Annotated in this window: 25 protein-coding genes; 3 read left to right on the forward strand and 22 right to left on the reverse strand. The window is 56.5% G+C overall.

The annotated features are described in order from the left end of the window. Positions 1-19: 19 nt before the first annotated feature. Positions 20-871 carry a hypothetical protein gene (locus HMPREF1224_RS43255; protein ID WP_010794400.1) on the reverse strand — a complete coding sequence of 284 codons (852 nt, stop codon included), beginning with the start codon at positions 869-871 and terminating at the stop codon, positions 20-22. Positions 872-991: 120 nt separating this feature from the next. Here HMPREF1224_RS43255 and HMPREF1224_RS43260 point away from each other — a divergent pair, with 120 nt between their 5' ends. Then, a complete protein-coding gene (locus tag HMPREF1224_RS43260) occupies positions 992-1,279 on the forward strand; it encodes a hypothetical protein (RefSeq protein ID WP_170831735.1) in 288 nt (95 codons plus the stop codon). Between the two features lie 9 nt (positions 1,280-1,288). On the opposite strand, the gene HMPREF1224_RS45110 is transcribed toward HMPREF1224_RS43260, so the two are convergent. The 9 genes from HMPREF1224_RS45110 to HMPREF1224_RS0112830 form a co-directional block, all read right to left on the reverse strand. After that, complete coding sequence (locus tag HMPREF1224_RS45110; protein ID WP_010794401.1) at positions 1,289-1,675, reverse strand: hypothetical protein; 387 nt, start codon at positions 1,673-1,675, stop codon at positions 1,289-1,291. Next, complete coding sequence (locus tag HMPREF1224_RS43265) at positions 1,668-1,865, reverse strand: hypothetical protein (protein WP_177327128.1); 198 nt, start codon at positions 1,863-1,865, stop codon at positions 1,668-1,670. Before HMPREF1224_RS43265 ends, HMPREF1224_RS45110 begins: the two co-directional genes overlap by 8 nt. Before the next feature lie 94 nt (positions 1,866-1,959). Then, positions 1,960-2,247, reverse strand: coding sequence for a hypothetical protein (locus HMPREF1224_RS45115; RefSeq protein ID WP_010794403.1), 288 nt, complete (start codon positions 2,245-2,247; stop codon positions 1,960-1,962). A gap of 126 nt (positions 2,248-2,373) precedes the next feature. Next, positions 2,374-2,571, reverse strand: coding sequence for a hypothetical protein (locus tag HMPREF1224_RS43270; protein WP_010794404.1), 198 nt, complete (start codon positions 2,569-2,571; stop codon positions 2,374-2,376). A gap of 33 nt (positions 2,572-2,604) precedes the next feature. Then, a complete protein-coding gene (locus HMPREF1224_RS45485; protein WP_010794405.1) occupies positions 2,605-3,270 on the reverse strand; it encodes a hypothetical protein in 666 nt (221 codons plus the stop codon). A 58-nt stretch (positions 3,271-3,328) separates the two neighbouring features. Beyond that, positions 3,329-3,829: an Arc family DNA-binding protein gene (locus HMPREF1224_RS43275; protein ID WP_031628733.1), complete on the reverse strand. Its 501-nt coding sequence runs from the start codon at positions 3,827-3,829 to the stop codon at positions 3,329-3,331. Between the two features lie 886 nt (positions 3,830-4,715). Further along, positions 4,716-5,345: a hypothetical protein gene (locus tag HMPREF1224_RS43285; protein ID WP_172688641.1), complete on the reverse strand. Its 630-nt coding sequence runs from the start codon at positions 5,343-5,345 to the stop codon at positions 4,716-4,718. A 589-nt stretch (positions 5,346-5,934) separates the two neighbouring features. Then, the gene (locus HMPREF1224_RS43290) at positions 5,935-6,531 is read right to left on the reverse strand and encodes a glutathione binding-like protein (protein ID WP_010794409.1); all 597 of its coding nucleotides are present in this window, start codon (positions 6,529-6,531) and stop codon (positions 5,935-5,937) included. 84 nt (positions 6,532-6,615) lie between these two features. Beyond that, positions 6,616-7,728, reverse strand: coding sequence for a COG3904 family protein (locus HMPREF1224_RS0112830; RefSeq protein ID WP_031628734.1), 1,113 nt, complete (start codon positions 7,726-7,728; stop codon positions 6,616-6,618). Positions 7,729-8,088: 360 nt separating this feature from the next. Here HMPREF1224_RS0112830 and HMPREF1224_RS43295 point away from each other — a divergent pair, with 360 nt between their 5' ends. Beyond that, positions 8,089-8,304 (forward strand): hypothetical protein, encoded by a 216-nt coding sequence (locus tag HMPREF1224_RS43295; protein ID WP_010792739.1) that lies wholly within the window; start codon positions 8,089-8,091, stop codon positions 8,302-8,304. A gap of 8 nt (positions 8,305-8,312) precedes the next feature. Further along, a complete protein-coding gene (locus HMPREF1224_RS45490) occupies positions 8,313-8,513 on the forward strand; it encodes a hypothetical protein (RefSeq protein WP_155951718.1) in 201 nt (66 codons plus the stop codon). A 125-nt stretch (positions 8,514-8,638) separates the two neighbouring features. On the opposite strand, the gene HMPREF1224_RS43300 is transcribed toward HMPREF1224_RS45490, so the two are convergent. From HMPREF1224_RS43300 to HMPREF1224_RS43360, 12 genes are all read right to left on the reverse strand, one after another. Then, the gene (locus HMPREF1224_RS43300; RefSeq protein ID WP_010794411.1) at positions 8,639-9,814 is read right to left on the reverse strand and encodes a phosphoadenosine phosphosulfate reductase domain-containing protein; all 1,176 of its coding nucleotides are present in this window, start codon (positions 9,812-9,814) and stop codon (positions 8,639-8,641) included. A gap of 73 nt (positions 9,815-9,887) precedes the next feature. Continuing rightward, complete coding sequence (locus HMPREF1224_RS43305) at positions 9,888-10,499, reverse strand: hypothetical protein (RefSeq protein WP_010794412.1); 612 nt, start codon at positions 10,497-10,499, stop codon at positions 9,888-9,890. 61 nt (positions 10,500-10,560) lie between these two features. Next, positions 10,561-11,142 carry a hypothetical protein gene (locus HMPREF1224_RS43310; protein WP_010794413.1) on the reverse strand — a complete coding sequence of 194 codons (582 nt, stop codon included), beginning with the start codon at positions 11,140-11,142 and terminating at the stop codon, positions 10,561-10,563. Positions 11,143-11,145: 3 nt separating this feature from the next. Next, on the reverse strand, positions 11,146-11,895 hold the full coding sequence (locus HMPREF1224_RS43315) for a hypothetical protein (RefSeq protein ID WP_010794414.1): 750 nt from the start codon (positions 11,893-11,895) through the stop codon (positions 11,146-11,148). Between the two features lie 94 nt (positions 11,896-11,989). Beyond that, positions 11,990-12,391 carry a hypothetical protein gene (locus HMPREF1224_RS43320; protein ID WP_010794415.1) on the reverse strand — a complete coding sequence of 134 codons (402 nt, stop codon included), beginning with the start codon at positions 12,389-12,391 and terminating at the stop codon, positions 11,990-11,992. A 15-nt stretch (positions 12,392-12,406) separates the two neighbouring features. Beyond that, entirely contained in the window at positions 12,407-12,697 is a 291-nt protein-coding gene (locus HMPREF1224_RS43325) for a hypothetical protein (RefSeq protein WP_010794416.1), read from the reverse strand. Positions 12,698-12,762: 65 nt separating this feature from the next. Further along, positions 12,763-13,002 carry a hypothetical protein gene (locus HMPREF1224_RS43330; RefSeq protein ID WP_010794417.1) on the reverse strand — a complete coding sequence of 80 codons (240 nt, stop codon included), beginning with the start codon at positions 13,000-13,002 and terminating at the stop codon, positions 12,763-12,765. Next, the gene (locus tag HMPREF1224_RS43335; protein WP_010794418.1) at positions 12,999-13,595 is read right to left on the reverse strand and encodes a hypothetical protein; all 597 of its coding nucleotides are present in this window, start codon (positions 13,593-13,595) and stop codon (positions 12,999-13,001) included. The genes HMPREF1224_RS43330 and HMPREF1224_RS43335 overlap by 4 nt, the downstream gene beginning before the upstream one ends. A 319-nt stretch (positions 13,596-13,914) precedes the next feature. Then, entirely contained in the window at positions 13,915-14,118 is a 204-nt protein-coding gene (locus HMPREF1224_RS43345; protein ID WP_010794420.1) for a hypothetical protein, read from the reverse strand. Further along, entirely contained in the window at positions 14,115-14,465 is a 351-nt protein-coding gene (locus tag HMPREF1224_RS43350) for a hypothetical protein (RefSeq protein WP_010794421.1), read from the reverse strand. The genes HMPREF1224_RS43345 and HMPREF1224_RS43350 overlap by 4 nt, the downstream gene beginning before the upstream one ends. Before the next feature lie 5 nt (positions 14,466-14,470). Continuing rightward, a complete protein-coding gene (locus HMPREF1224_RS43355) occupies positions 14,471-14,662 on the reverse strand; it encodes a hypothetical protein (RefSeq protein WP_010792751.1) in 192 nt (63 codons plus the stop codon). A gap of 19 nt (positions 14,663-14,681) precedes the next feature. Further along, on the reverse strand, positions 14,682-15,377 hold the full coding sequence (locus tag HMPREF1224_RS43360; protein ID WP_223290554.1) for an HD domain-containing protein: 696 nt from the start codon (positions 15,375-15,377) through the stop codon (positions 14,682-14,684). Positions 15,378-15,563: the final 186 nt, after the last annotated feature.

Below are 15,563 nucleotides of genomic sequence, written 5' to 3' on the forward strand. Positions count from 1 at the left end.
CTCAGCACAACCAGAGCGTCTATCGGGTTAGCTTGAAGGGCCACCCGCAGTCGAAATTTGTCTCACCCATTGGCTTCGCCTGAGGTGAAAAGAAATCCACCTGCCGTTCTGCATGATCCAGGGCGGCATCAAGTCTGGGCAACGTTTTGGAGAAACGGGTAGCACTGGTGCCATCGAACGAATGCGCGCCCGCGGCTGCGCAGAGGTGGATTCGTTTCGCGCTGTTCACCCGGCCAATGTGGTAGTAGCAGTTCCTTCGTCTTGCCAGGACACCCCATGCGTTGGCCGTTGCCAACTTCCACTCCGTCGACCCACCAAGGAAGATTCCGCATGCCGGGTTGAGATACTCTCGTACATCGTCGGGCTCCATGCCATCTTGCACCGCCAGCAAAGTCAGGGTGGGAATCCCTGAAAGTCGTTCCTTCCATTTGAGGCTGAACTCCAGTGATCTCATCCCACCGGCCACAATGTCAGGCAGGATGAAAAAGTCGCTTCCCTCGCCGAGCAGGTCGATTGCTCGCCCAAATGCGCGCTCATCAAATGGACGTCCTTGCTGAAATGCTGTCCAAGCGCCGTTGTCCAGGCAGTACCGGAAATCTTCCGTCCGTAATACTCCAGTTGGACTCACCAGCAGTCGCCAGCCAGCCTCACGCATGGCGGCAAGATTCTGCTTGGTACCAGTTCTGCTTGCGTAGGAGACCATCTCGCGGCGATGTACGGGCAGCCGCTCCTCACATTCCGGTTCCAGATCAGCACTGCCATCGAGGTTGTAGTAGTCGGCATAGGCCATAACAGCCTGGGAGTACCCGACTCGGCTTCCCTCCTTGTAGGGGGTCATCCAGCTTGGCGGGGTGAAGGCGGCGTGTTGCATGTTGAGCTCCATGAGCAGAATTCATGCAAATGGTGACTCGCCCTGAGTGTGCCACCAGCCGGTTATGATCAGGATTCTTATGGTTTTGAGGCTGCAAATATGCGCTACCCGAATTCCCTCATGACAACCTATTTCAACGGCTGCGCCGGCGGGCAATCTGAGCCATGCGTCGTTATTTTTCGCGACGAAGAGGTGGTAATCGAATACACCCGCAAGGGGCAACCCTCCACATATCGGGGACACCTGAAGGACGGCATCTATTCTTTGCGGTACTGGCCAGAAGCAGATGGATTTGTTGGGGAGGCCACCCTATGCGCACCAGAGGGGAACCTCATGGACGGAGACTGGTGCGAGCAGGAAGGCGGCAGCAAGGATGTGGGCACCTGGGAAATCGAACTCAGAAGGTAGGGCCGCCGATCAGCGGCCCGGGTGATGCCTCCGGTTCCACTCTTTGATGATCCCTTCCGGAACCTGAGCACACTCAGCAAGATCTTCGATTCCGAGACGTTGGGCGAATCGTTTGATCCGCCAGGACTCGCTCGGGTAGCTTGCTGCCGTGTACTGGGGTTTGAGCCAGTTCAGGGCCTGGGCGGCATTCTGAAAACAACGCCGCCCGCTATAGCCCAATGCCGGGCCGATCACCACGGCTGTGATGGCCAGTCTGTCACGTGGATTGATCGACTCCAGTAGCGTGATGAGAGGGCTTTCCGGCTTCTTGAACTCAGGTACACGTCCTGTCCGAACATACTGGGCGTGAAGCCTGGGATTCCGTGCTATCAGGTGCAGCGCTTTTCGATCAACCATGATGGTCCTCTTCGATCAGATCCTGGGTCGGCAAAACGCTATTCAGGTTCACCCAGCGCACCATCTGAGCGTCGGGAGATTCCCCACCGTAGACTCGCTTCCTCCAGGCCGGGAAAAGGAATTCGCCGCTCTCCTGATCTTCCTTCTCCTCCGCCTGGAGCCGATCAACCTCTGTGTTGGCGATGTACACGATTGTGTTGCCATCTTTCAGGGGCCGGCCGCGGAGCGACTCGATACCCTGCTGTGCAATCAGTTCAGCTGCGGAGCCTGGAGCTGGGGTCCTCTTAACCATTGAAGTGCCCCTCGACTACATCAAAGCATCCTTCATGGGAGTAAACGTTCACGCTGTTGCCGTTGGGGAATGGCTCGCCCTGGAGGACGATTGCGCATCGCCAGTTTCCCCCGGCGGTGCGCAGAGTGTTCATTACTCGTCCACGAATTGTCGGTTTCAGCATGGACTTGTCATGAGGTGTGAAGATCACGTGGTCCATAGGCTGGACTGGACATTCAAGTGCTGGGACAACGCCGGAGGATTTCAAATCCCTGGGGAGGGTGAGGCTGATTTGCTGCATGTCATGGCTCCTGTTTGGTCTACCCATGATCCGATTGATTTGGGAGTGGCAGAAGCGAGGAGTGGTACTCGGCATTCGTGTCCCCGAAGGGAAGTGGGGGCTAACGCCCCACTTACACTTGGCCGCTTACCCTTTCTTGCGCTTGCGCGCGGCCTGATCATCCAAGGCAGACAGTCCTCCGGCGAAGAACGCGCAGATCAGGGCAGCAACGGAGATGCCGACGATAATGTTGGACTCTGCCCAGTGTCCGTACTCCACAACGAAGAATTGAAGGCCGGAAGCGAGTAGGACAAAAGCGATGACAGCGAGAACGCGCAGAATCATGGGGTAGTACCTCTGTAGGATTTGTCGAAATTCTTAAGCCGCTGCCGGTGTGCCAGGAGCACTTTCGTCAACATTTTTCACCCCCTGCCTGACCGTTCCTTCGTAGAAGCGCAAAGCATCACCTAGCGCCTGGATTCGAGCCGCCACCCGGGCTTCCCATCCGCCACATCCCTCTGGCTTGGTTTTGAGGAGGTGCAACGTTTGGTCAACGAGTTCGCTGGACGACAAGTGGTCAGAGTTTTGATAGGAGAGAATCATCCTGTTGCTGAGCAGCAGCGCTTCCATTCGGTCATCGCTCACCTCAAGAGGAACTACCGGACCTCGAAAAGCAGGGTCAGGTCGGTAGAACGAAGCGATGCCGGCTACAGGCACTGCAGGAGTGCTCGTTACGCGCATAGTTGGGTAGATGCTTTCTGCGTAGACCAGCAGCGACTCCGGTGATGCTTTCGGTCCAGCGATATCAGTGCCCAAGCAAACCAGTCCGTTGCCGTCATAGGTTGCGACCTGAAGCACCTCTTGGCCGTAGTCCATCCAAACGAAACCGGAGGATTTCTGCCGTGCAGCGATATCGATTACCCGCGCTGGGATCGTGTTGATCTCGACAATTGGCTGGTCATAGGAAGGGCCAACAACGAAGTTTCGACGGAGGGCAAGAGCGGCGCTTTGAGTGCGGGGGCAGATCGAGCGGGAGGATGACATGAGGTGGCTCCAGTGAGTGACTGGAGCCATTACCCCATGAGGTCAGGCGTGGCAGAACCTAGGCAGCGGATCGAGCTGGTTGATCGAGCAGTTGAGCTTGGAGTGCTCCTCCTTGGTCTACGATCGCTTCAAGCAATGCGTTCACCTGGCGCGAGACATTCACCCACCACGCCAAGGCTGTGAGCAGCATGCTGTGGACACTCACCTCATGGGTTTTGGCTTGCTCTGCTATTCGGTCCCGAATGTAAGGGGTGTAGCGCAGCATGGTCGAAATCTTGTCCGAAGCCAGGCCGGGCTCTTCGGTGACGACAGGCAGTTTTGCCAGAAGCACCGCGACGTCCGCTTCATCAAGTTGAGAGATCAGCATCTTGCGGATCAATGCGCAGCGTTTCTGGTGGTCAAGCCAAGAGATGAGGCCCATGACGCATTCTGCATTCATGCTCCTCCCATGCTGTAGGGCGAGGTCGGTGAGGCCTTCATGGCACTGGCTGTTGAGGCGGACCATGACTTTGGGGGCGGTACGGGAGTTGCTGTCCTTGTTCTTCATCGCTTCGTCCATACTCCTACTTCTGTGGTACCACGGCCAAGGGTGGCCGTGGTACGCATTGTGCCGGTCGAGCTGGCGAAGTGCCCGCCAAACATCGGAGCTGTAATCCAGGCTGAACCTAGCTCTGGTCGTAAATGGCGAGTCCTTCCACGGTATCGAACTGCTCGTCCAGGCGCACCCATCCGAGACGTTTGCGCAGCCTCGACCAAGTCGCAGATGGCTTGTCCTTTTGATCGTGCGGACTCCCCGTCATGAAGGTCTATGCACCGCGTGTAGTATTCAAACACCTGGTTGCTGGTGGACATGGAGATGCTCCCTTATTGGTTGGAGACATCTTCAAGCGCGTCAGGGCGTGCCAGAACCCCAGGCGGCTGAGCCGGGGATTCAAAGTTGAGTGATCCTCTGGTTCTCCACCTTAAGCCTTCCGGCGACGTTACCTCGACCGGAAATCCGGATTAGCTCCCAAACTTCGGAATGACTCGAGCTACTGGCATCGTCATCCAGCCTGTCGCAACGACCTAGGTAGAGGTTTCGGCTACCCAGGAACTCGGCGGTAACGGACTCGGCCGTGCGCTGTATGAAATTGCGAACCTGGATGCGTTCGCCGGCGAAGTCCAGGGATGAACCATGCTGTGCCACATAGGTTTCGAGTTGTGTGGAAGGCATTGAAGCTCCGGGTAACAGTACGTACTGGCGGAGGCCAGTGTTCCGATTGTGGAAAGGGATTCAAGTGAAGTGAGGGTGCTGAAATTCAAGGCGGCCCTCATCCCGATGAAAATCAAGGGTGTGATTCAGGAGAGTTGGCCAGGTTTGGTGCAGAACCCGGCCATCAGGGGAGGGGGAAATGCAGGGGCAACAGCAAGCGCTTGCTGCCCAAATGCATGTCAACACGCCAGTGTTAGTCCCAGCCGGCGTGCTCCACAGCCTTGTTGAAAGTATCCGCGACCAGGTGGGCCAGCTCCTCGTGCGTGTCTGCCTTCGGATGCTGCAGTCCGTCGGTAACGATGGCCTTGTGTTGCCAGGCCCAGGCCTTGCCCTTGTCGGCGAAGATGATTGCGCGAGCTTCGGCGATCCAGAATCGGAACTCAGCTCGCACTTGCTTGGGATCGTCATTGTCCGGAACCTTTGGAACCACCCAGGCGGAGAATTGGCGGCTCCGGATGGAATCTACCCAGCGGAGATCGTCCTCGATGTCCATTCGGAACAGGTAGGTATCAGGCAGGGCGAGCTTCTGTTCCAAGATCGATTTGATCTTGCCGGCAACATAGCGCCCATGATCCTTGATGTTGCCCTTGAGTGCGTCACGAAGCTCCTGCTTCGAAAAGCGGCCTGCCATGTGCGCAACGCACTGGCCATCCCGCATGACCGTAGTAAACCGACCGTCTTTGTTGAAGACGATGCGCGCTTTCTCATAGCTGTCGTGGAAATGGTCGCCGCAGATTGCTTCTAAGGCTGCGTAGGTGGCCTGCATGCTGGCCAGGCCGATCATGTCTGCTTCCTTCTCGGTGATAGGTGCAGGTACGTTCATCTTCAGGTTCCCCGTGGTGTGTAATTGGAACCATCTTCCCCGCTGGATGGGTGTGCCAGAAGCACTGTAATGGCCCGATTAACCAAGCCCTGGCCACCGAGGCAGGTTTAAGACTGGTCGTGAGCAGAGCGAGGGATGTTCTTGTCCCAGATGGGGAAGTGAACGGCGGGTTCTTACTCAGGCCCCATATTAGAGGATGGAATTGCTCGGGAGCCGCGCGGCCAACATTGCGGAGTCAAGAACTGGTTCAACATCCACAAGCCGGTCCATTGAGCGGCTTGGTCACTTCTGAAGGATCTGGTGTAGGCGGGCGCGGAGTTTGGCTGCCCCCTTTTGCTTCAGCGCCAAGAAGTTGCATTGAAGGGCGTGCAGCGGAAGATCACCGATCAGACCGTCTATGAAAGCCAAAATCCAATAGCGAATGTTGTCACACAAGGACGGTGGCGGGCCTTTGTAGTGGCTATGCACTTCGGTGGCGGGCTACGGCTACGGCGACGGCTTGAGCTGCATTGTCGAGAGCAGAGTGTACCTTCTTGCAGAATTTCATGGCGGCACCAGAAGTGCGGCCTCAGAGAGGCCGCATAGGACTTTAAGCCAGCTTTTGCTCTTGCTCGGAAAGGCTGGCGATGAAGCTAGGGCGGTTGAATATGCGCTGGCAATATTCGGAGATTCCGCGAACCTTGGTCAGGTTTATCCCAAGGGACTTTACCCGCCAAAGGAGAGGGGCAAGGGTGCAATCAGCGACAGAAAGTTCGTCGCTCATGAAGTATTTCTTCTGCTCAAAAAGCGGTGCCAGCGCCAGCAGAGTGCTTGCCAGTTCCTTGCGCGAATGGGAACAACCATCTTGGGCTTTATCCAAGAGCGGATAGAGTTCCCGGTGGATACGGCGAGCCAGCATGCGGGTATGGGCGCGAGCAACGGTGGTGCTGGGTAAGAGCGCCGGATGCGGGTGGCGTTCCTCCAGATACTCGACAACCATGTCCACCTCATGAAGTGCGAGGTCGCGCTCAGCCAGTGCTGGAGCCTGCATCGTGGAACCGAACTGAGCCATCATTCGTGCATTGGCCGGTACTGCGACATCTAAGATGCGAGCGTCGATTGCCTTTTCTGCCAGTACCATGCGAACGATATGGGAGAGGTAGCAGGTGCTGTTGGAGAAGAAAGTTAGGGTGTTCAGTTTGCTCATGGCTTTTCCCCGAGGTGTTGTTTGCAATGGGGAAATTTTCAGCTGGGTTGGTGTGTGCCAGAACCATCTACAGAAATATTTTGATCATAGGCGGGCAGCCAGTCTTGGCCGTTTCCCTTGGCAAAGCTGAATAAAGCTACCAATCATGGACGATGCGCCATCCACCTCAACGTCGAATCCAGCCCGAAGATCAGTCCCGGATTTGACGTACCGGAACCCAACAGTCCTGGCTCGTGAAATTGCGATCAATTGCTCTGAGGAAGGTTCTGTTGTGAATGTCAGGAATCCGTTCCGAAGCTCAGGACTCAATTCGGCCAAGGCTTGGCCAGTCGGAGCCCCATCGACAGTGAGTGTGATGGTATCCATTTTCCGGAGCAGCGAAGGGGAGTACCAGGACTTGAAAAGGGCAGCTAGTTCGACACTGTCATCTTGACCGCAGGCCAAGGCGATCTTACCTGTACCCTCCACCTTCTCCTGAGTCCCCACCAGTACGATGGCTCCCTGGACCTCTTCGATACCCCACTGCGCCGGCAGTTCACCCGCATTGATCAGGCCCAGGTCATAAGCCTCCTGCGGAGTCAGATACCGCATGCTCTCACTGCCAGCCGAGACCATACGGTCCATTAGACTCAGGCTAACTCCCATTGCGCTGAGGTGAGTTGCGATCAGTGTCGACGCGACCTGCGCCAATGACAGGTCGTTTGCTTGCTGGCCGGCAGCCCGATAGAAACGGTGTACGCCCATCTTCGAATCCTCATCCAGGAAGCGAAAGCGCCCCCCAGCGAATGCAAATGGGCAACCGCTCTCACAGCGACCAGGTTGTGGAGTGCCCGCAGAGCCTCGTCGGCCTACTCTTGTTGAAAAGCCTCGTTCTCGAATGAGTTGGCCGAGTTCAATTGCGGCAACCAGGTCCCCGCCGAGCGAGTTGAAGTAGACCATTCCCAGGCCTGCCCCATTGAGATTGCCGACGCGCTTGAATGCTTCCACCGTTGGCTGATGGATATAGCCGTCGATGTAGATTTCAGAAAATCCGCTATCCTCAGACGGTTTGAGGAACGTCACTGCTGCAGGCTGAAGGCGCGGATCGTCCGCCGACACCGGAGCGGGGGAGGCAGCCAAGTTGATGGAGATGCCGGCTAGAAGAATGGCGATGATGCTTTTCATGTTGTGGCCGTAGTAATTGATCGCATTCAGCATGAGTGCTTACGGCCCGTGCCAGAAGCAAAGCGATCCTGCCATTCAATACCCGGAAGCCCAAACCAAAGCCGCAGTCTGTAATCCATGCCCTAGTTACCGTTGCCGACCGACATTCGGGTAGGAGTTGTCGGTGTCTGGAGCCTTGTTATGAGCTTGCATTCCCTATCGCTGTGAGATGATCGTTACATGGAGTGGGGACTGGGCGAACTTCCGTTATCCTGGCTCCCAGTTACTGAGGAATCCGCCGAATACTGACCCTCCAAGTCGCTGCCGAGCATGTTCAGCGAAATGCCTTGAGCGAGGCTTCTGGCAGATCGAGGTGGCACACTCTCGGCGATCTCATCACATAGGAAAAAGCCAATGAGCATCGAGCGTGAAGAATTAGATGGTTTTGAGGTCGCTTACAGCGTACAGGTCGACAACAGTCGGATGCTTGAATTGTTAGTTGACGAGATTGAAACAGGTGACTGCTTTTGGCAGATCACGAATTCCTGCGGACAGATTCTGGACCGCTCCGATCGTTATGAGGATCAGGCGCACTGCCTCCGTGACGGTCTGAATAAATCGTTGGCATAGGAAAGCTCATGAGCACAAATGAACCCGGATCTCTGGAAACCGTGGCATCACAGGCCGCGAAAGAATTGGGTTCAGTGTTGGCAATTGGTGGTGCTCTCGCCATCGGCGATTTACCGATAATTCGCCGTCGATTAGATGAGGTCATCCAGGCAACGAATGCTGCCATTCAAGCGTGCGAACAGCATCAATTCGGCCAAATCGAAGAGTAGAAATTTGGACAGCCCAACCTGGCCCCATTGAAAGGCGATGTAAGAGGATCTACCGAATGCCTGAACAAACCAGCGGTTAGGTTGACTTTCGAATGCCAGTGGCCGTTGAGATAGGGCGCCTGGCCTCAGAAGGGCCAGGCGTGTTCTTGAGCATCGATCTGCTGAACAGGAATCAGCAAGCCTGAGGCTTGCTGTTCGAAAGTAGGGGAGAGGCCCTTACCCTTCGCCGCGGCCTTGGCCATAAGCTCCTCGTACCGGACGATGATGCTTTGTGCATCTCGATAGTTGATGGCCAAGCCAAGTTCATCGGCAACAGTGCATCGCACCTCGGCAAGCAGCTCAGCCTCCCCGTGGGTAGGTACCGCAACAGGCCACCCCTTCACATACAGCAAGTGCTTCGGAAGGCGAGCCTCCGCATTTTGCCGGGTGATGGCCTTACGCTTTGCATCCTCCAGAGCCAGGCGCATGTCTAGCGTCAAGAGATCAGGCCTCACGTCTCCCAGCCATTTCCCGGATTGGAACGAGAAGGTAGATGCGATTTCGAGCCCGACCATTTCCCGGTAAATGTCGTGGTTCCCTTCATACCCAGTCGACGACTTCAGGTCACCAGCAGAAGCAAGCACGCAAAATGCGCAGCTAATCCTGCTCATGTTGTAGGCGGTGTAGCCGACGTGCCTGGCCAGTCCGTATGACTCGATGAAGTCGATCACCTCGTCCCGCTTCATATCGATGATCGCGTTCCAGGTCGCCCCCTCCATACCCCGGGTGACCAACGTGCTATCCGGTTTGCTTACGGGTTGCTTTGCCCGGTTCGCGCTTTCTTCGCGTCGCACACCTACCACGTTGATCACGTCCTGGCCGGGAAATCGTTTCTTGAGGGCGCTCGCAATCGGCTTTGCTTTCTTTTCGGAAGTGCAAAAACGCATCGAGGCGGTAGACCAGGGCAGGATCATCTGAACGCACTCCAGGTCGCTGTAGCGCTTCACGTTGTTCTCAAAGCGCGTCAACCAGCGATCCATCATGTCGCCACTGCCGGTACGCACGACCAGCAGCTCCCATCCCAGGAACTCTGCCATCTCCTGGCACTTCGGAAGGCTCTGATCCCATTCAACACGGCCCAAGTCCGCATGCACGGCAATGCGGGGGCCGGTATGGCCGATCGAATTGAGATGTTCGTGTACGGCCAGTTGGCAAGCCTGACTGTCTTGGCCACCGCTGACGCCGACAGCAACTGCAGCATTCGCTGCCAGCAATCTGTCGATGTCAGGGGTGGTACTGATGAAGCTACGCTGGAAGGACATTTCGTTGATCCGGTGATGAAAGTGATGGTCACAGGATCAAGGGAGTGGAAGTGTGCCAGAAGCAGCCCAGGGTTCAGACTGGTGCTTCTTCCTCGCCAGGTACCGGGATCGCGTCGATGTCCCTCACAGCAAGAATCCGTCCCGATTCATCCATCAGAACTACTTGCGTCGGGGTTACCACAAGGCTGCCTTGTGGAACAGGCCGGTACCACAGGGTATCGTCGGGCGAAGTCTTCATGAACCCGTAATGTCTGGGCTCAACCTTAAAGCGGCCACACTCGCTGAGCGTTGGGTCGCGGATCTCGAAGTCATCATGTTCGAAGTACAGGTCGCTGACCTCCCCGTAGGGTCTGAGGCGAATGTCGATGAACTCAGGCTTGTTCAACTGTCGAACAACCCATTCCTCCCCTTCAAAGTCCCAACCTCGGGGATCAAGGCATCCGATCTCATCAACGTCGATCATTCCATCTTCATGGAGTGGTGCCGAGCAGACTTCACCCCCAACCATAAAGTTGACCTCTCTGAAGTGGGGACTTTCTGGGCAGCGCAGAATAAGCCCGCGCCCAGGGCGGTCAATCAGATTCGCTTCGTTGGCCTTCCAGTAAGCGCGGAAGTCCATGGAATCAGTGGTCAGAGGCGGGACAGCTTGTGGATCGCTTGAGATGGGATTTCTGTAGAACGGCATGGTCTGGTCCTATTGGTAAGAGGCCAACAGGATCTACCGCAGCCGCCTGTGCCAGAAGCGATTAAGCCACTCGCTCAAACGGATGTTCTGGGTCACTTCCAAGCCCATCGTCGCCCACATATTCGGTGCCCATTATCAGCGAATAGGCAAGACGTGCGCGCTCGATCATGGCGTCGGTCATTTCTAAAGTGTGGCGCTCACCAGTTGGGCTGATCAGCACCAGGGGATAAGCAAACGCTGGTTGACCGTAGCTGTCGGTCATCTCTTCCAGCTTGCCGCGACGCAGCATCCAGCCTCGGAACTGAACGATCCAGCCTTTCTCTCCGGTCTCATAGATCTGGCTGGGGGTGAGATCATCCAGGACGTATTCCCGCCCTAGCTCTACACGGGCATGGAATTCATCCTTCAAGTCGAGTGAGTCGAACAATGGATGGCTGCTCGCATCGATGTTCTGCCGCCGGCAGTAATCCGCCAGTACCTGAATAGCCTTTCGAGCCTGGTCCAGGGTGGAGTAGTAACCTTGTAGACGAGGCTCATACAGGCTTCCCGCCGCAAAAAGGTCTGAGTAGATTGCACGGCAGACGCGGAGCTGGGCACTGTGTAGTGCGGCGTTGAGCAACAGCGAAAATAACGGGCTGAGCATGCTTCACCCCTCCTGCAGCGGCGTTTCGCAAAGATGGATCGACGGTACCCGTTCTGGATAGATCTCCCGAACCTTACGAACAATGCGCATCGCGCCTTGTGTCGTATCACATCCTTGGAACTGTTCGATTTCAGTGAGGTGGTAAGCGACTCGCTCCCTGCGGGCCTTTTCGCTGGGAGCGCAGGCTCGAATCAGATCGGCGTCATATCTTGCGGAAAGGATGTCGTACCAATCCACCAGCTGGAATTCGAAAGCGGCATCGACTGCCCTACCGGTGGGTAGTGCCTCATCCCACGCATCTCTCCTGGTGTCCCACTCAGCTTCGCTGATTGTCTCAGGCCTGTCGGTTGAGTTCTGGTAGTGGTAATCAGTGAAACCCGCGTCTTCTATCAGGTGAGCGAACGGCGCATGGTTGCGCCAATACGTCAGCATCAGTACATCACCGTGGAATGGCAACACCGATACCGAACCAATGAAGTCCCAATTCATGGTTTTGATCGCATTGTCCTGATTGCGGTAAGCGTCCTCAATCTGGCCTAACACATGGTTTCGGGACCAACGATTGCGGTCCTCATCGACAAGGCAATAGTTCTCCGCCAGGTCCCGGCCGAATGCGAGCTTTCGAGCAATGACGGTAGCCACAGCCTTGCGAGCCTCCTGGATGAAAGCGGGGCGTATCCGGACAAGCTCGGCAAGAGCTTGCTCCAGGGTTGCGCGGCGTTTGATCCGGCCGTGATTGATCTTGGTACTCATGAGGTGGCTCCTTCAATCGAAGGCCAATGGTGAGGCTGGCCGGTGTGTGCCACCAGCCAAGTGGGGGGCCTAGATTTCGTGGGCCATCGTCGGCTCAGTTCAGCAGGTGCAGCAGCAGCGAGAGCGCCGGCACTCCAAGAACGATCATGAGGATCGTGGTGTACATGGAGGTAAGCCTCCAGATACGGCGGCCGTCCATTGTTGCCAACGCATCACTGCGCTTTCGAAGCCGTGGGGATCGAGCATCCAAGGTGTCGGCTCTCACCAACAGAGCCAGCATTAGCAACACCACGTTGTGCATGGCCAACAACACAACACCAAGGATGGGGCTTTGAGCTGCCAGGCCGGCCGCGGCGACGAACGCAAGTAGATGAGGCACGTTGTCGATCAGCTTTGCCAGACCTTTGGCTGGGGTGAATCCGAATCCTCGCTGAGCCGATCGTTCGGTGCATACCCAACAAGCCAGCGATGCAGACGCCATGAAGATGGTCACCATGAGCATTTCCTCTTGTCACACCAGTACCAGGACGCGGCCCTGATCGATCGCGAAGTCAACAATCTTGCTCCCTCGGTTACGAAGGGACATCACACTCCAGGCTTCGGCGTTGGGACGCCCGATGACACGGGCGGGGATGTTCATCGCAATGAACTCCGCGCGTTTGGTTCTGAACGTGGCAAACAGACCAAGATCGCCCTCGCGGCGGATGTTTGAAACAGCAAATTCACGCCGGCCAACAGTGAGGTTCTGAGAATCGCCGATCAGCTCTTCGAGCTGGGATTTGGGCGGAATCGTAGAAGTCATTCGAACGTCCTCGTATTTGATCAGGTCTATGCTCGAGAGACCGAGCGCGTGCCGGAAGCCGTGAGCTATTCGGCCAGGGCCAGCACGTTGGCTGGCATGGTCTTGAGCAACGACTGCCCACCCTGGTTCTTGCCGTAGTTACAGCGGACAAAGACGCCTTTTGGGGTATCCCAGAAGCGAATGACCTTTGCCTTGTTCCCAGGAATGCTGTCAGCGAAGAAAATCCGGGTTTGCACGGCCAGCCCCCGGCGCAAACGAGCTACATCAAGAGCGGGGAGGTCGAGCGCTGGGTAGAGCGGGATCATTGCTCAGCACCATTTGCGCCGCAGATGAAGTCCTTCCAGGTTGCCCGGGTCAGGCGCTTGAGGTTTGCCGGATGCCCCTCACGGGAGAAAGGGTAACGACGATCCTCTGTCAGGCGATAACGACTGAGGGTAATCGTGTCTTTACTGGTACTGAGACTGGTGCACCACCACACCTGCAGGTCCTGGAATCGAGGCATCATCAGGTCGGTGTCATCGCCGGGCACCAGCAGTGCGACACCCGGTGCAACCCGATTGTCTTTCAGGACTTCGGAGGTCGATATCGCAACCAGCGGGGCTTTGAAGGGTTTGAAGTCGAAGGCCTTTTCCCACAGCCGGCAAAACGTTCCCCCTGCCAGGCATGCGGTGAAGTAGTTGTGGTCCGAGAAGGGGCGGAAAACGCCGACCGAAGTGGTCATCTGCAGACGATTCATCGGCTCAACGTCATCCAGATCAAAGGCCATCTTGCCCTTGATCGCGATTTCCATCGCTTCATGGAGAAGTTTGGAGCGCTCCCGATCTCCGACCGATTTGCCTATACCGTTGAAAGCAGCACGCATAAAGCCGAGGCCGGCGCTGACGGGTGTGTTGTTCATGTGACTTACTCAGTTGAGTGGACTGAGGAAATCTTCAGGGGGCTGACGGTGTGCCAGAACCGGCGCGAGAAAGATTGATCACTGATCCTGCAAGAAATCGATTTGCCGGGTGTTGAGGTCAGTCTTGGGGGTGTTAAGCGGGTGCCCGAGCTGGCGCTTGACCTCAGAGAGCCATGCTTTGTAAGGCCTGTTTGCGCGGTTTCCCCAGGGGTATGCCTCGGTGAGAGCCTTGCGCAATGCAGTCATGTCTTTCCGGCCAACGCGGTTGATGACTTCTGCGACTATCGGTGCCGCTCGATCTGCCCAGGACATGCTCACCTCACAATGCCGTTTTGTCCGCTGGGCTTGCCGCGGACAACTGGATACGGATGTCATCTGCAAGGCTGATGAGACGGTTCCCTTCACCCTCAAGTTTCTGGGCTACTGCCTGGACCTGCTCAGCGGTGGCCACCTCATCCCTGCAGAATCCCTCATCCAGAAGCCACTGCTGGACCTTGGCGAACCCCTCTATTGAGAGGCTCATGCTACTTTTCCGCCGGCGGCGATGATCGCCTCCTTGATCGCATCCAGCTTGTCCTTCGGTGCCTGGACCGACAGGAAAGCCGTGTCTTGTTTCTTCTTCCAGCGCTTGAAGTAGGTTTCGAAGGAAACATCGACAGAGCCGTCATTGGACTGCACCCACCCACCCATGATTCGAACCTGGTCCTCTGGCTTGAGGTCTTCGCCGATGGAGAAGGAGTCATCCATGACCTGGCCGTTAACTTCAAGCTCAAGCTCTTCATGCCAGACATCATCTTCACCATTCGGCTTCCAGAACCCGTCGTCGTTGTAGAAGGCCTTGAGTTCCGAGCCAGTCGTTTTGGTCGGCATTGTGGTTACTCCGTTACGGACTGGATCGCGCCCAGTCGCTTTTCAATGGAAATTGCTTGCTGCTGGAGATCCAGGCCCTCGAGGCCGAGCAGTCCGTTCTTCGCTGAGCCGAGCTTGGTCAGGGCCTCAACCAGCTCTGCAGCCTGGGCCTTGGCTTTCTCTAGGGTCGCCCGGTCCTGGGCGTTCAGCTTGCACATAGTTCACCTCTTGAATGAGCTAGTTGGACTGCGGGCCTTCCAGCTCCAACAGTTCAGATTCGATGTTCGACCTTGCAATCGCTTCCCATGCGGCCGAGATTTCAGGGTGGCCGTACAGCGGGTGACAGCTCAGCAGTCCCCGTAGGACGTCTGCACGTCCGGCACGGAAAAGGTCATCCGGTACCCAGGCAAATTCCTGTTGAACTGCCTGTTGGTAGGATTTGTACGCCTGTGGTGGCTGTGCCAGAACCGCCAAATCAATGTCGAGCACCAGGCCGCAATCATCGGCCTGGGAGCCCGTCTGGTGGTTGGTCGCCATGATCATCGCTTCCACAGCTGGGATGTACTCGGGAACGCCGGCAGCTGTGAGCAGGGTGATGGCGTACTGAGCGCTGCAAGCTTCATTGTCCACTCGGTGAGTGTCGTAGATCACGTCGTGAAGCCACAGCGCCAGTTCAACCAGGTGAGGTTTGTCGGCCAGATGACGCCAAGAGTCGAAGTGTTCAAGGCACGCGGCTATGTGTTCAAGGGTGTGGTAGTGCCGTCCTGGCTCGCTGTATTGCATACGGAGGTAATTGAAGGCACCTGCAGCAGGTGCTGCGCCAAGCGCGCGCCAGAGCCGATGCCAACGATCTTCTAGCTCGGTGTGATTCAAAGGCATTTCCCTGCTACTCCAGGCGTTGTATTGGCATTGACGGATCATAACCTTGGGCATGGTAGGGATCTTGCCGTACCGCACACTGTGAATTCTCCACGCCATGGCTAGTGACTCCAGCCACGAACGAATTTCACAAGCCTGCTTTGGCGTGAGCCGCGGGAGCGGTGTTGTTACTGTTGACGTGCCCCTGCGGATGCTTTGAGTTTTAAGGGGCCAATAAGATCGGGCCGCCATTAGGCGGCC

Source organism: Pseudomonas sp. P179, from assembly GCF_000478485.2.
In the GTDB taxonomy this organism is placed as follows: Bacteria; Pseudomonadota; Gammaproteobacteria; order Pseudomonadales; family Pseudomonadaceae; genus Pseudomonas; species Pseudomonas aeruginosa.

Coding starts and splice junctions, on each gene's coding strand:
- HMPREF1224_RS0112830 (WP_031628734.1), bottom strand. CDS start 7,728: ATGCTGAATGCGATCAATTACTACGGCCACAACATGAAAAGCATCATC.
- HMPREF1224_RS43320 (WP_010794415.1), bottom strand. CDS start 12,391: ATGGTGACCATCTTCATGGCGTCTGCATCGCTGGCTTGTTGGGTATGC.
- HMPREF1224_RS43335 (WP_010794418.1), bottom strand. CDS start 13,595: ATGAACAACACACCCGTCAGCGCCGGCCTCGGCTTTATGCGTGCTGCT.
- HMPREF1224_RS43270 (WP_010794404.1), bottom strand. CDS start 2,571: ATGATTCTGCGCGTTCTCGCTGTCATCGCTTTTGTCCTACTCGCTTCC.
- HMPREF1224_RS43260 (WP_170831735.1), top strand. CDS start 992: ATGACAACCTATTTCAACGGCTGCGCCGGCGGGCAATCTGAGCCATGC.
- HMPREF1224_RS45490 (WP_155951718.1), top strand. CDS start 8,313: ATGAGCACAAATGAACCCGGATCTCTGGAAACCGTGGCATCACAGGCC.
- HMPREF1224_RS43295 (WP_010792739.1), top strand. CDS start 8,089: ATGAGCATCGAGCGTGAAGAATTAGATGGTTTTGAGGTCGCTTACAGC.
- HMPREF1224_RS43360 (WP_223290554.1), bottom strand. CDS start 15,377: ATGCCCAAGGTTATGATCCGTCAATGCCAATACAACGCCTGGAGTAGC.
- HMPREF1224_RS43275 (WP_031628733.1), bottom strand. CDS start 3,829: ATGGACGAAGCGATGAAGAACAAGGACAGCAACTCCCGTACCGCCCCC.
- HMPREF1224_RS43315 (WP_010794414.1), bottom strand. CDS start 11,895: ATGAGTACCAAGATCAATCACGGCCGGATCAAACGCCGCGCAACCCTG.
- HMPREF1224_RS43255 (WP_010794400.1), bottom strand. CDS start 871: ATGCAACACGCCGCCTTCACCCCGCCAAGCTGGATGACCCCCTACAAG.
- HMPREF1224_RS43290 (WP_010794409.1), bottom strand. CDS start 6,531: ATGAGCAAACTGAACACCCTAACTTTCTTCTCCAACAGCACCTGCTAC.
- HMPREF1224_RS43300 (WP_010794411.1), bottom strand. CDS start 9,814: ATGTCCTTCCAGCGTAGCTTCATCAGTACCACCCCTGACATCGACAGA.
- HMPREF1224_RS43310 (WP_010794413.1), bottom strand. CDS start 11,142: ATGCTCAGCCCGTTATTTTCGCTGTTGCTCAACGCCGCACTACACAGT.
- HMPREF1224_RS45110 (WP_010794401.1), bottom strand. CDS start 1,675: ATGGTTGATCGAAAAGCGCTGCACCTGATAGCACGGAATCCCAGGCTT.
- HMPREF1224_RS43350 (WP_010794421.1), bottom strand. CDS start 14,465: ATGCCGACCAAAACGACTGGCTCGGAACTCAAGGCCTTCTACAACGAC.
- HMPREF1224_RS43330 (WP_010794417.1), bottom strand. CDS start 13,002: ATGATCCCGCTCTACCCAGCGCTCGACCTCCCCGCTCTTGATGTAGCT.
- HMPREF1224_RS43345 (WP_010794420.1), bottom strand. CDS start 14,118: ATGAGCCTCTCAATAGAGGGGTTCGCCAAGGTCCAGCAGTGGCTTCTG.
- HMPREF1224_RS43355 (WP_010792751.1), bottom strand. CDS start 14,662: ATGTGCAAGCTGAACGCCCAGGACCGGGCGACCCTAGAGAAAGCCAAG.
- HMPREF1224_RS45485 (WP_010794405.1), bottom strand. CDS start 3,270: ATGTCATCCTCCCGCTCGATCTGCCCCCGCACTCAAAGCGCCGCTCTT.
- HMPREF1224_RS43325 (WP_010794416.1), bottom strand. CDS start 12,697: ATGACTTCTACGATTCCGCCCAAATCCCAGCTCGAAGAGCTGATCGGC.
- HMPREF1224_RS45115 (WP_010794403.1), bottom strand. CDS start 2,247: ATGCAGCAAATCAGCCTCACCCTCCCCAGGGATTTGAAATCCTCCGGC.
- HMPREF1224_RS43305 (WP_010794412.1), bottom strand. CDS start 10,499: ATGCCGTTCTACAGAAATCCCATCTCAAGCGATCCACAAGCTGTCCCG.
- HMPREF1224_RS43285 (WP_172688641.1), bottom strand. CDS start 5,345: ATGAACGTACCTGCACCTATCACCGAGAAGGAAGCAGACATGATCGGC.